This window comes from Bacillus sp. BPN334 (genome assembly GCF_008368885.1).
Lineage (GTDB): Bacteria > Bacillota > Bacilli > Bacillales > Bacillaceae_G > Bacillus_A > Bacillus_A wiedmannii.
In genome coordinates, this window is the sequence record NZ_QOZW01000001.1 from 102,053 (window position 1) to 116,180 (window position 14,128).

12 protein-coding genes and 1 pseudogene are annotated in these 14,128 nt (G+C 33.4%); 11 read left to right on the top strand and 2 right to left on the bottom strand.

What is annotated here, in order from left to right; translation table 11 throughout:
- The first annotated feature begins 103 nt into the window (after positions 1–103).
- Positions 104–709, top strand: coding sequence for a MerR family transcriptional regulator (locus tag DN393_RS00535; protein WP_000564666.1), 606 nt, complete (start codon positions 104–106; stop codon positions 707–709).
- Positions 710–883: 174 nt separating this feature from the next.
- Here DN393_RS00535 and DN393_RS00540 read toward each other — a convergent pair whose 3' ends face one another.
- Positions 884–1,192 (bottom strand): hypothetical protein, encoded by a 309-nt coding sequence (locus DN393_RS00540; RefSeq protein WP_149173169.1) that lies wholly within the window; start codon positions 1,190–1,192, stop codon positions 884–886.
- Positions 1,193–2,125: 933 nt separating this feature from the next.
- Here DN393_RS00540 and DN393_RS00545 point away from each other — a divergent pair.
- The 8 genes and pseudogenes from DN393_RS00545 (at position 2,126) to DN393_RS31305 (ending at position 11,670) form a co-directional block, all read left to right on the top strand.
- The gene (locus tag DN393_RS00545; protein ID WP_149173170.1) at positions 2,126–3,262 is read left to right on the top strand and encodes a hypothetical protein; all 1,137 of its coding nucleotides are present in this window, start codon (positions 2,126–2,128) and stop codon (positions 3,260–3,262) included.
- Positions 3,263–3,973: 711 nt separating this feature from the next.
- A complete protein-coding gene (locus DN393_RS00550; protein WP_149173171.1) occupies positions 3,974–4,927 on the top strand; it encodes a hypothetical protein in 954 nt (317 codons plus the stop codon).
- A gap of 19 nt (positions 4,928–4,946) precedes the next feature.
- On the top strand, positions 4,947–6,446 hold the full coding sequence (locus DN393_RS00555; protein WP_149173172.1) for a hypothetical protein: 1,500 nt from the start codon (positions 4,947–4,949) through the stop codon (positions 6,444–6,446).
- 16 nt (positions 6,447–6,462) lie between these two features.
- On the top strand, positions 6,463–6,912 hold the full coding sequence (locus tag DN393_RS00560) for a hypothetical protein (RefSeq protein ID WP_149173173.1): 450 nt from the start codon (positions 6,463–6,465) through the stop codon (positions 6,910–6,912).
- Positions 6,913–6,937: 25 nt separating this feature from the next.
- Positions 6,938–7,333, top strand: coding sequence for a DUF4320 family protein (locus DN393_RS00565; protein ID WP_149173174.1), 396 nt, complete (start codon positions 6,938–6,940; stop codon positions 7,331–7,333).
- Positions 7,334–7,591: 258 nt separating this feature from the next.
- A pseudogene (locus DN393_RS00570) lies at positions 7,592–8,882 on the top strand (S-layer homology domain-containing protein).
- Between the two features lie 147 nt (positions 8,883–9,029).
- Positions 9,030–11,375, top strand: a complete 2,346-nt coding sequence (locus DN393_RS00575) for a hypothetical protein (RefSeq protein ID WP_149173175.1) — start codon at positions 9,030–9,032, stop codon at positions 11,373–11,375.
- A gap of 133 nt (positions 11,376–11,508) precedes the next feature.
- Positions 11,509–11,670: a hypothetical protein gene (locus DN393_RS31305; protein ID WP_179958489.1), complete on the top strand. Its 162-nt coding sequence runs from the start codon at positions 11,509–11,511 to the stop codon at positions 11,668–11,670.
- A 182-nt stretch (positions 11,671–11,852) separates the two neighbouring features.
- On the opposite strand, the gene DN393_RS00580 is transcribed toward DN393_RS31305, so the two are convergent.
- Positions 11,853–12,044: a hypothetical protein gene (locus tag DN393_RS00580; RefSeq protein ID WP_098323939.1), complete on the bottom strand. Its 192-nt coding sequence runs from the start codon at positions 12,042–12,044 to the stop codon at positions 11,853–11,855.
- A gap of 374 nt (positions 12,045–12,418) precedes the next feature.
- Here DN393_RS00580 and cpaB point away from each other — a divergent pair, with 374 nt between their 5' ends.
- Positions 12,419–13,279, top strand: coding sequence for a Flp pilus assembly protein CpaB (gene cpaB, locus DN393_RS00585; protein ID WP_149173176.1), 861 nt, complete (start codon positions 12,419–12,421; stop codon positions 13,277–13,279).
- A gap of 16 nt (positions 13,280–13,295) precedes the next feature.
- The gene (locus tag DN393_RS00590; RefSeq protein ID WP_149173177.1) at positions 13,296–14,117 is read left to right on the top strand and encodes an AAA family ATPase; all 822 of its coding nucleotides are present in this window, start codon (positions 13,296–13,298) and stop codon (positions 14,115–14,117) included.
- Positions 14,118–14,128 lie beyond the last annotated feature (11 nt).

Genomic DNA, 14,128 nt, shown 5'->3' on the forward strand with positions numbered 1-14,128 from the left:
CTCATGATATTTTATGCAATCTACAAAGGGGTTCTTTTAGTTTCTATAGAATTTTTATATAATGTATTATAGGACAGGCATCATATAGTTAGGTGGTGAGCAAATGATTGATGAACAGTTAAGCGATGGTTATTATCGCGTATCTGAAGTAGCAACCATGCTTGATATTCCTGAAAGTACTCTTCGTAGATGGTTGAATGATTTTGATGAGTACTTGAACATAAAAAAAGAACGCCAACTTAAGTATGTTCATGAGGATAGTATTGATACAGTAAAAAAGATTAAACATTATTATTCTGAGTCAAAGAAAAAGCACGAAATTGTTGGGCTTTTAGATATGGATCCGACGGTTATTCGTAATGTTTATGCTGAAGATGTTGACGGTGATGGTGAACCAAAAGAAACTTCGTTAGTTAAAGCACAACAGGTCAATCCAGACTTTATAGAAGCTTTGACGGAAAAAATTACTGAGGAAGTTACAGCTAAAGTGACTGAAGAATTAACAAAACAAAATATGGAATTCTTCGCTGCGGTGGCTAAACAAAGTCAGGATAATTTCGATAGAATCAATAAGCGATTAGAGGAACGTGACGAAAAGTTAATGAGTACTATACGATTAATTCAAGAACAAAAAAGTGCTAATGCTCAGCGACAAGAGAATACTGAACAAAAAGGCGGCTTTTTCTCTAAGCTTTTTGGAAAAAAATAAAAAGGCTATCATTTGATAGTCTTTTTATTTTGCTTATCCTTAATATCATTTCAAAAGCTTAGTTCATTGATAATCAATACGATTCATTCACAACTATTGTTTTAAACTTATAATAATCATAGCACTTAGATATATTTTGCTTTGTTATTTTACTATACAAAGAGTTTTCTAATTCTATTTCTTCCAATCTTTAAAATCAGCATACTTTTTATACTCTTTTTTAACTACATCCTTATACCATTTATTATCATTTTCAGATCTAGATGGTTTATTGTTATATTCGTTAATGTCTCCGTTTGTATTTAGCCATTGAGGATTTTTATAAGCATATGTGTAGATGAATTGTCTAGCTTCTTTTAATGAATTGAACTCTCCTAAATGTAACTTAGGTTTCGCAACTCTGTATCCATATACGAAATAAGTTGTACCGTGTTCCCCTAAAGTTTCGAAAAATGGTTTTGGTATTAAATCAATTCTCTTCATTTATATCCTCCTATACAATATCAATAGTTTCATACTACCTAATTAGTAGTATGAAACTATTTTTATATTAATCATAAAAAACAGTTTATTCTTATTCGAAACTTGCATCTACACTTAATCACTCAACCATTCACTAATCATTCACTCCAAAAGAACAATACGATTGACCGGTGATTAATTGATTGATTACAACTTGGTTTAATACACTAAAATCATCCAATCAATCGCCACTCAACCTATATAAGAAAATGACGGTGTTTATATATAAGTGATTGGTGATTAGTTGAGTGATTAAAGGCGTTGGTGGTGAAAGTGCGCCATTTATGCGCTTTGGTAATGATGTTTTATTAATTGAGCGGTAATCAGGTAGTTGATCGATGCATATTTAAGTTGTTCTCGCTTATTGTGAATTGGTTTTTGATTGAGCGTCACTCAACGAGGTGTTTGAGTGGTAGTAATTTATTCATAGTCATTTAGTAAAAGTCGTATTTTTGAAAAAATCACCTTGCAACCATGGAAAAAACTATATATGATGTAGTTACTTTAATATTTTTGTATTTTTTTAGATACAGATTCATTAATAATAAAATATTTATATAATAAAAATAAAATATAATAAAGCAAAAAAAGGTTCCTCAGCCCAATGAAATAGCGCCAACTACTTCATTGTGGTATACCGCACCAATATCCCAAAAGAAATGTGTCGAGGATCGCGGTAAACAAAGCCAATAAACCTTTTTATTTTGCATGAAATTATAAGATAATTTTACTGTATCTTATGTATTTGTGCAACTTAAAAAGGGGATTTCTTGCGTATTTTTAGGCATTGTTTACCGTGGTTATACAAGTATTACTTTTTTAAGAGAGTAGTATTTTTGTATCCGTGGTATGACAGTGCCTTTTTCTGCTCTTTCGAAAGGAGTTAGCAACATTATGCATACGCAAATGGCTATTTCCCAACAGAACTTTAAAGTTCATGGGGTTAAATTTTTTAATGGACTATTAAACATCGTAAAACTAGAGAATGAAAGAAAAGAGTTACCATCTTCAGCTTTAGCTACTTACATCTTGCTTCACTTTGAATGCAATGATATAGGAATGCTCCCACGTGAATTTCAAATAATGGATCTTGCTAAAAAAAGCGGGATTCCCTACACAACAATTTATACAGGGTTTCAAGTTTGTTTGGAGCGTAGACTCGTAAAAGAAACACCTGTTGGAAATCGTACCGTATATGAAATCGTAGATTATGCGTTGTATAACCACACTACAGCAGAAACTACAAATATGACAGGTATATCGCTATCGTATTTCCGTATTCCATTTCACTTAATTCAAATGACGATAATGAGTAGTCTAGTAAAGGCTCGTGATAATAGAGGTATTATATTTCTTTTAGATTTAATCAATACTTTTTCAAGAAAAGTGGGTATGGAGCATTATAAACATAAAATTGAGGAGTTTCAGATTACAAGAAAGATGTCTTTCTTAAAAGAGAGGTTAAATCGTAATGCAAAAAAAGTAAGACAATACATAGAAATTATTAACCCCATTGTGCAATTTACTGCAATTGATTCTAAAGAGAAGAAATCTAATGAAACAAGAATTACAAGTATAAGAAAACAGGTAAAACAAATCATCATTGAGAAGTTCAACGTGGTATTTTCTTCAAACTGCGTAATTGAGAATGATAAAAAAGAATTACATAGACCAGTAGCGAAGTGCAGAAAAGAAGCGGTGTCTCGTTTAAAACATATGGGACAGGCGTTACGAAAAAAAGATAAAGAAAATATAATGACCGCATTTAGACAAGAGATTGTTGATATTGCGATCTATTTACCAACAAAACAAAAACAAAGTGAATTACTAATTTACGCAATGACTTATGCATTAGATCAAATCGAAAGTTGTATGAAACAGCAAGAAATATTCTCTATTCCAGCATTTATGCGTGTACAGTTTAGAGAGTCCTGGATAGGTTTTAAGGAAAAAAACTTGTCTACAGGAGAAAAACACGATGCAATGATAAATTATCATAAGAAGAATGGTGTTTATCCGGAATTCATGTGATTTTTTTAAAAAATATATATGGCAGCCCTTGTTAAAAATTCACATAAAAGCAAGGGTTATTTGGCATGTTCTTTACTAAGAAGACATGCTTTTTTATTTGGAAAAATATATCTATAAGCATTTTAACGAAAGCATATAATCGTGTTATGTTATGTTTTGTTACGATTCAGTTTGTTATTAATTCGATTAAATACTTGTGGTTATCTTAATAATATTATTCTATTCTTGTGAATTCTGAGTAATATGGTATCTAACTTCTTAATTTGTGATTTCTATGATGTAGAATTTGTGTGTATTGGGGATATTACGATAGGGAATTTTGCTTAATATCAAAGAACGTATGTCATACAAGGCTTTAGAGGTAGTTGTTAAATCTCTTTATAATTAATAATTGAGTTTAGTTATATATATTTCTTGTTGTTTGTATATAAAATACTTGTGATTATTTATATATAATTACCTGAGATTTTTTAAATTAAATACATAGAAAAATAGTGAAAAAGAATTAAATATATGTTCACCAGGAATCATTTAAGGTATTGACTTTTAAATTTCATAGCGGTATTCTTATATCTGAACGACAATTAACTAAGAGAAATATACAAATTAATAGATTTAATCTTTAGCTAAACGGACACACCGAAGGCACATAACCTGCCATCGGTGTGTCTTTTTTTTGTATAAATATCAAAAAAAGGGAGAATTTCAGCTATGAATGAAATTGTAAACATGAGTAAAGAGAGATTTACAAAGTATTGTGAGGACAATGCAGCATTTGACGAGAATATTAGTCGCATTATTAATCACTACTTTTTATTACTAGGGAATAAAGCAAATATCTTACAAGAAAGAGAATTTAATAACGAAATTGAAGAAAAAACGTTTAAAAATAATGTAAAGCGTTTTGAAACTCTATTCCCTGCAGCTGTTAAAAATGCATTTTTAAAAGGTTATCAATTATGTATAGAGTTTATACATCATCCTGAAACACAAATACCTGAGAATTTATATACTGATCCGAATTTTATAAAAGACATTCCTTTTGCCTTAGCAAATGCATCCGAATATGAATTGTACGAAATCATTCGAACAGATGAAACGCAGGAATTTAGTGTGTTTGCTATACGAACATACGAGGGGATTCGTCCGCTATTAGAACAAGTATTTTGTGAAATTGCATACGCTGGTGCTGAATGTGCTTTTGAACATGAGCGATTGGAAAAAGGATTTGAATTAGAGAAGGGTGATAGTACGTCGTTAACCAAAGTTCCTGTAGATCGTCTCTTCTCAATTACGCCTTCTGTCAATGGAGTTGTTGTACATGCGGAAGAACATTGCGAGATTTGGGATTTAAATTGGAACAGTAAAGTAACGATTGATAATCCTTTTATTGAGCTTGCTGAGGTTACATTTATTCATCAAACAAAGGATATGATTCAAAAAAATATTGAAGATGGTGTTTTATACTACAGCATTCTTTATCTTGGTACACCTTTACATGAGATACAAGATAGATTAGAAATACGAGTAAAACTAAATTCTGATTTTGGAGCTCCACGTCCAATAGAGCAAGTTGAAATGGAGTATATTCTGAATGAGATTATTGGGAAGGTTCATCTTCAGGCGCAAATTCCAATTGAAAACATGATTTTAATCCAACGTTAGAGTTTGTAGGAGGTTAACTATGACGAAAAAAATCGTTTTAGCTATAAGCGATACTGTATATACGGCATATTTACGTGAGGATTTTATTGGTGCTGGATTTGAAGTAGCTGATAGTGATGTAATGCACATCAAGTATCTTGATGAAATTCTAGATACGGAACAGCCCAATATTCTATGTATTAATGACAAACGATTAAATATTGATGCGGGACATGAGGAGAAACGCGAATTAATTATTTTACAGAAACTAAGAGATATTCGATTTAATCGGGATATTCGTATTGTGGTATTTACAGAGCGTGAAAATGATGATGAGTTTTTGGCGAAACTGATTTATCTAGGTATCTATGACATTTTTAACTCTCGTAAAATCGATATTGATAATAAAGTCATCCCGCAGCTGCTACAGGAAACAGATATAAAAAATGTGGCAGAAATTGTAGGAGCAAGTCAGGCACCCCAACAAACAAAGTTGCCTGAGGTTTCTGCTGATAAGGAAGAAGAGGAAGTATCAAGCGAAATAGAGGAAGGCGGCATTAGTGAACCTGCCTCTATTTCCAACAAATTATTTAAAAACAAACAAAAGCGTAAGTCTGTCCCAGAGGAGGCGCCAAAAGCACCTATTATAAAAAAACATTATAAATTGGCTTTTGAGCCAGTATATGAAAAACAAATTGGTATTGCCATTCCAAGAAGAACAATTGTTGTGGCCAGTATGAATAGGAGAAGTGGTGCTACTTTTGTTTCACATCTTTTAGCTGCTTACTTAAATGAATTACAGATTGATGTGAATTATATAGAGAACCTTTATGATGATGGCTATACGTATCCATTAATTAAGGGATATACGGAAGCACCAGAAAACTATCGTAGTGAATTTATGTTGCAGCGATATAAAGAGATGTTACAGAAGGAATCTGATATATTATCAATTCCAAAATGGAAGCAAGGAAAAATAAATTATATCGTAAAGAATCCTATAGTGGACCAAGAGCTAAAAAAAGAAACAGAGCATGACTTTGACCATTTTATTAAGGTTTTATTGGCAAACCAAGAAGCACCTATATCTATTATTGATGCGGGTTACGATTGGGATAAAGATTTATACCATGAAATATGCGAAATGGCAGATTATATCTTCTTTGTAGCGGAACCAGATCTGCATCAATTGTTAAAGATAGCGCATCCCCTTACACAAAAAGAGAGAAAGCTTGTTTCTTACTTAGCTTTAGAGAAAACGAGAATCATTGGGAATAAGTTTTCTTCTGCCCTTTTAAAGAATGAAGTAGTAGAAGAATGTTTTGGAGAGAAGTTATTAACAGCTTTAGCGCCATATGAGATAGAAGATGTGTTTGAATCTCAATTAAATAGTAGTACGTTACTATCTAGTCGGAATTATTATAAAGAGCTTGAAGGGAAAATGAAGGAAATAGCAGAGTTATTGCTACCTAAACAATTGTTGAACCAAAAGAAAAGTTCCATTTTAAGTGGTTTTCGATTTCGGAAGTCTGAAAATTAAGGAGGTGTGAAAAGCTATGCAAAAGTTTATTATAGGTGCTGCCTCATTATTATTATGTGTTGGCTGTTTATTCTTAATGACGGATATGATTATTGGCGATACAACACACGCAGATAATAAGTCTGCATTAGAACGTGCTGGAAGTACAGCAATGGATAAATCCGTAAAAGTAGGTGTTTTACGGGCGCAAGAAGAAATTGCTATTGAACCAGAAATCGCAAAAAAAGAATTTGAAAAGTCTTATAAACAAAATGCAACATTTAAGGATCCGGCATCAAAACGAGAGTTTTCTGTACATGCTGTACAAGAGCAACCTGCAATGATTGCGGTTGAAGGAGAAGCCGAGACTGCTAGTTATACTAAACAATTTGATGAAAAGAAAGGCAGCATTAAAAGTAACGCAAAACACATATTTATTTATGAAGCAGATTCTGACAACAAGAAAGCTGGAGGAAACGTGAAATAAATAAGAAAAAGTAGGTGTGTAAGAAATGCAAAATACAGTAACAACAGCGCTTTTTCTAACGCTTTCGTTATTATTGATAACTCTTATACCGGAGGGTGTACTGTATGGAATGCAGTTAATAAAGGCACATGATTTTGCTTCTAGTACAGTAGAGTTAGCAGAAAAAACAGGTGGTTTTCAGTACACATATGAAGGAAAAAACGTAAATCTAATTCCTGATATAGAGAAGAAAATGAAAGAGCAGAATATGGATGGATGGGAATATGAATATACAAAAGGCCGCGTAGATCATAATCAGCCATTGAATTTTAAGATAAAAGCTGAGCATCATTTCTTTATTTTTAAAATGATAGGGATAGATGGTGTGAAAGCACCAATATGGGCTAATAAAGATGGAATGGGACAAATCTATTTCCGTTGATAATATCAATAGGTATAAATAGAAGTAAAAAACTATACTGAAAAGTGTAGTTTTTTTGCTAGAAAAATATATTTAAAAATAAATATATAAAAATACTTTACAAGCCTATTTCTATATGGTAATATTTTCCATACAGAACAGCGGTTATAAAAAAACTCTAATTTATAAATTTATATGTTAAAGTATCTGGATTTTATATTTAAATTCGGTACAATAAAGGAATCTATAAAAAAACTAATATACTTGGAGGAACAAACAATGGCTAACAAATTTTTAAAAACAGCAACAGCATTAACAATTATGGGAACATCATTACTAGGAGCAGGAGCATTTACTGCTAAGGCTGATAGCACAGACTCATTAAAATTCAATGATGTTCCAGCAAATCACTGGTCTACAAAAGCAATTTATGATTTAACGAACCGTAAAGTAGTGCAAGGGTACGGAAATAATATCTTTGGCTTTGGTGACAATGTAACTCGTGGGCAAGTTGCTCGTATGATTTATATGTACGTAAAACCAGCAGATGCAGATGCTAGCTTCAAAAATCCATTTACTGATATTAGAGGACATATGTTTGAAAAAGAAATCAGAGCGCTTGCTAAAGCGGGACTTGTAAATGGCTACGGTGAAGGGAAATTTGGTCCAGATGATGTCTTAACACGTGAACAAATGGCGCAAGTACTTACAAATGCTTTCAAGTTCAAATCTACTAAGACAACATCCTTTACTGACATTGATAAAAATTCGTGGGCATTAAAAGCAATTAGTGCATTAGAAGAAAGTGGCGTTACTATTGGTACAGGAGGTAAAATGTATTCACCATATGCACATGTAACTCGTGAACAATATAGCCAGTTCTTATATAACTCTATTAATGCAGTTGAAAAAGAAACAAAACCAGAGGAAAAGCCAGAAGTGAAGCCAGATCCAAAACAAAACCGAAACAAAACCCGAAACAAAACCAGAAGAAAAACCAGAAGTGAAGCCAGACCCAAAACCTGAAACAAAACCAGAGGAAAAGCCAGAAGTGAAACCAGATCCAAAACCTGAAACAAAACCAGAGGAAAAACCAGATACAAATTTACCATCAAGCATTGATAAAGGTTTAGTTACGGAGGAAGTTACGTATAATCCAAACGCTATGAAAAACCAGATAGCTCAAAAATCCATTTCTACAGAAGCGCAAAATCTTATTAAGAGTGTGAATAGTAAATATGGTACTAACCTTAAGTATGCAGATTTAAATGGAACAATCAGACTGGTTGATAAAAATATGTACTTACCAGCAGGTACAATTGGTGCACAAGTTTATATTGATGCGGTAAGTGAAAATGATTTTAAAATTATTTTCCTAGATAATAACGAAGCAACTATTGAGTTAGCTAAAAAATGGACTACTATGTTAAATTCAGATTTAGTTTTAGATAAAGAAATTCAGGAAACTGTAGATGCTCAAGAAATTAATAACTATGAAAAAGGAAAGTATAAAGTTCGTGTAGGGCACTCTACAGCTGATCATATGATGTACATTCAAGTGCGTGTATAATACTATTGCATTTTAAAGCTATACTTGATATATTTAAAGATGTAATATAATAATTAACTGATATATAATTTATTTACGTAAAGGACACACCTTACGTACCTACCAAGGTACGGGTGTGTCCTTTTTTATGTTAAAAGGAGAGAGGTTATGAGACTGCGAAAAAAGATACTATTAACGTGTGTTTCGGTGATGTTGGTATGGCCATCAGTAGCAAGTGCAAATAATGGGGATATTCTATTTTATAATGGAAATGAAGACACGTCTTTAAAATCACCTGAATTACAATTGAATGGGAAGCTACTTAGACCAGGAAGTGGTTATAAATCAAAAGAGTTCGATTTTAAAGCTGATTTACATTTTCCTGCTGTGTACAATGGCTCTTTTAATTGGGAAAATTCGAGGGAGAACCTCATCCAAAATGCAGACCATTCAGAACCCTATGTTCGTATTTCAAATGATGGTTACATTAATCCTTCAGTTACAGTGGGAGATCGTATGGTAACCGAAATAGAGAGAATTACAAACGATATAATTGCAAGTAAATATTGGGGTAATCCTGAATTCGTTTTAAGAAATTTAATTCCACATAGGATTAAAAATGCGTTTTCAGATAAATCTTATGGAGAGTTCTATTGGATTAGAGACATTGCTTATCTTTCTGGTGGATATGCTGGGGCAGGTGGTGTAAATGGTGTAAATAGCTATAGTTTGTGGTATGTACGTACAAATAAACCTGAAATAAAAGATTTAAAGGCTACGAGTGGGAAAAAAGATGTGCCTGTTAAATTTACATTTAACGGTTTTGAGTATGTAAGTAAAAATAAAGGATACAATGACCGAGATCCTAATGGAACAACAGTAAACCCTTATCAGAAAGCTGCTGGAGAACGGAACAGAGTTAAATGGATGTTAGATGTTACAAAAGATGGCGAAACCGTGTATCATCAAGAAAATTATCTGCGTTCAACTCCGCAAAAAAATAATCAAAAACCAAATGAAGGTGATGCAGGGCAATTTAAGTCAGAAGAACTAAAGTGGCAACCACAAATGTGTGGCCGATATACTGCGAAAATTAAAGTCCTTGATGCTGTTCAAAGGGAATCAAATGAGAAAACTGTTGATTTCACCATAAATGGTAACTGTGGTACAGAAGTAACACCTAATCCAGATCCAGGTGATGAAGATGATTATAAATATAAAATCGATTTCTCTGCTGACCGAATTGAAGGAGAAACAGCAAGAGAAGGAAAGAATATAAAAACAAGAATAGATGTATCACGTGATAACTTAAAAGCAGAACGTGACCAATATAGAGCAAAGGTAAATAACGATATTAATAAATCCGAGCAAGCGGTAAATAGTTCTGAATCCGATAGAGATAGTGCGCAGTCTAGTCTTAGTTATTGCCGTCGTAATCCAATTCATGAGGTAGATGCAGAAGGGAACCATCACTATTACGATAGAGACTGCTCTTGGGAAGAAAATAGACTGGATAGTGCAGCAAGTAGGTTAGATACAGAAAGGCAGAAGTTAGAAAAAGAGAAAAATAAAATTAAAAAGTTAGACGCGCTAGAAACGAAATATGCAAATCCTGAAACAGTAGTGGTGCTTAAGTATAACGGACAACAAGTAGCATCACAAAAGGTAAGGTTAACTGAGGGAGAAAAGAAAACCTTGAACCTTGGCTGGCAACATAAGGGGAAAGGAACTATTTTGGCGGAAATTAACCCTGCTGGGAATCGTTTAGATATAGAAGAAACCACATACAAAAATAACCCAATTAAAACAGCTATCTATGCACCATCTCATGAAAAAGGGATGTGCGGAGTAACTAGCGTAAAAGGTGTGGTAGAAACAGTAAGTGAACGTGTATCTAAAGATGATACAGTTGGAGAAATGTTCTATGAGACATTAAGTGGAAATATTGATAATTTAGCACCATCTAAGCTTCATGCGGGGTATGGTTTTTCTTATGAAGTAAACGGAAATTACAAAAATGATTGGAATGCTAATTATCCAGGTGTATTTACAAAAGCAACGGCCCAATATCCTTTTGCTGATGAAGGATTAAAACCTACACAAGAATTAGACATTGTTTCAAATACTGGTTTAACATCAAAATTCTTACCTAAAAATATGTATTTGTCTGAAATAACGGGACATGTCTTTGATAGTAAAAGACCGACTAAGTCTTTATATTGGGATGGACAAGAGAAAATTATTGATGGTGGACAAAAATGGTATGCACCATTAAAGACGAAAGATGGAAAGTATTCTTTCAATGCTGAGACAAATCCAGCAGGTGTGAATGAAATGAGCTTGTGCCTGACAAATGACGTGGAAATTAAAGGTGTCGCGTATGATGACTTTAAGAAGAGAAGGGTGCTTGCAGACCTTCCATTCCCTGTACAAACACCTGGATGGAACTGGGTTGGAAAAGAACACATAATTACAGACTTATCAAACTGGTACTACATGAAGAATAAAAATTAGTTAAATAGTATTATATAATTAGTGGAATCGATAAAAGTATATAATCCTTCTTAAACTAGTAGCTGAATGGATAAACCAAAGGCACATCCCTTAATGGGGTGTGCCTTTTTTACGTAGAAAGGGGAATTTTCGAATGGATAAAAAGAAAAAACAACGTATGAAACGAGCTATTTTTTTGGGAGTTATCGCAATGATTATCTCGCTATATATTGGAAGTGGATTTCAGGATCGGAATGGAAAAAGCTATGCTCCTGCAAAGTATTTTGAAACAGGAACGAAATTGATTTCGTATTAAAGATACTTTGTGTTATTTCACTACCTATAGTGGATGAATACACATGACATGTACGATAGTTGGTGTTATAATATGTGTAGAAGTATTATAAAAATAGTTTTCGCATAAACTAAAGAAGACGAGATGCTCCAACATCTCGCCTTATGTAACTGTTACCGCAAGGTGGCTGGTTGCTAAAAAGTTTATTTTTTCTTAGAACCGCCCTTCACACGCTTGCAGGCATTGTGGGTGGTTCTTTTCGTTTTTCGTCGCTTTTTTTGTGTTTGTTTCCAAGACGTTGATAGGGATTTCCCTACTCGTTTTGCCACAAATACAGCGACTTCTCTAGCAATAACTTTAACAATTTCAATTGCTATTGTGAAAAGAATGTCCATATTGTCACCTCCTTTCTCCATAAAATAAAAGAGAAAGGAAAGCAACTGGCCACCCTGAAATATTCAGTTACGTTATATTAATTATACCATATTTAAGGGTATGTTAATAGCTTAAAAACATTGATGTGACAACGTTTTTAAGGGTTTTCGAGTTTTGAAATCAGAGCTTTGAAATGGTAAAATAAATATTTTTTTTAGAAATGATTGACATAAAACTCTATATATTTTAATATTGAAATTGTAATATTAAAGAAACTAAATCCAACATTTTCATATAGACTTTAGATTAGCTAAAAGGACACACCTAAGGCGCATTATGCCATAGGTGTGTCCTTTTTTTGCGTTTAAAGGCTACATAAGGAGGAATACAAACATTGAAGTCATCTAAGTTTCAAAAGAAGCAGATTGTTGCGGTAGGTCTAGCCGCTGCAACAGTAGCGGGTATCTATGGATACAATCATTTCGCAGTAGAAAATGCAGTAAAACCAACAAAAATCGTTGTAGCCGCAAAGGATATACCTGCACATACAGAGATTAAAGAAGACATGCTAGTGGAACGAACATTACCTGGTGATGCCGTTCCACCAAATGCATTACGTGTAAATAAAAAAGAGGTTGTAGGTAAGTGGACAAATGATGGGCAGCCCATTACAGAAAATAGCTATCTCTTTAAAAACAAAGTAGTAAAGAAAGAAGAGTTACCGGACGCTGCTATTTTGAATTTGAAAGATGGAGAAGTTGCTTTCCCGTTACTCGTTGATTTGGAAACAAGTTCAGGGAATAGTATTATCCCAAATACGTATGTGGACTTGTATTTCAAACAAGTTGTGAAAGAAGGAGACAATGAGAAGGTTGTCTTTGGTGGTCTGTTCCAACGTGTACGTGTTACGGCTGCAAAAGATAGCAATACAGAAGATGCATTTGTGCTAGAAAAGAAAGAATCAAAAGAGGAACAAGAAGGAAAACAGAAGCCAAAAGTAACACGATTATACACACTGGCTGTTTCACCTGAACAACTTCAATACTTAAATCGTGCAAAAACACTGGGAGATGTGATTCCAGTTGCAGTCGGACAAAAGGTAGAACAAACAGGGAAAGAATTAGAACCAGCTGAAGGATTCTCCCAAATATCTGATCAAAAGAACATTTTAGACTATGTAGAGAAGCATTCGACTAATCCAATTTCTAAAAATGTAAAAGAGTATGTAGCACAGTATCTGAACGAATCCAAGTAAGAAAGGGGTTATTAAGATGGAGCGGCAAGTTAAAATAATTGCTTTTTATGCAACAAATGAAAACGTAGGAAAAAGCACATTAAGTATTGCGATGGCGAATGAGTTAGCTCATCTAGGGAAAAAAGTGCTTTATGTAGAAGCAGACCAAGTAAGACCAAGCTTCGCAATTTGTACAGGTATAAGCCATGACAGTAAAAATATGTTAGAGCTTGTAAAGAAAGAAAATGACTACAATCTTTTAGAGTATATATGCACAAAACAAGATTTGTTAGAAAAGAAACTGAATGCAAAATTCATAACAAAGTTACACGATAAGATGGATATTCTGGTGTTCCCATCAGGGTATAACAAGGCTCAATTCCCTGAGATTCAAAACAAAGAATTGTTTGTAACAACATTTATAGAATCGATGCTAGATACAGAATATGATTACATCATTCTCTCAGTACCAAATGAATTATCTGAGGTGCTGAGTTATCCAGTCTTATACCAATCAGATCTTGTGATTAATGTGTTAAATAGTAATCCTCGTGGTTCATTAGCGATTAAGAGAGAATTACAGCTGATAGAAGAAGCGAAGTTAACATTACCTCGTATGATTCATGTTTTAAATATGGAAGATGAAGATTATGCAGAAGATGTTGAAAAACTTTCTTCTCAAAAAATCACAGTAACAATTCCATATGATAGAGATCGTACGAGTTATGAATGGGGGATGCAATTTGGTTCGCCAATAATAAATTCTAGAGTCAATCAACTTATGGAAGCAGCTGGTCTTGATATTCCATCCCAGTATACATCCTCTATGAAAAAGGGTTTCTTTGGTTTACGAAATTAAAAGAGGAGGTA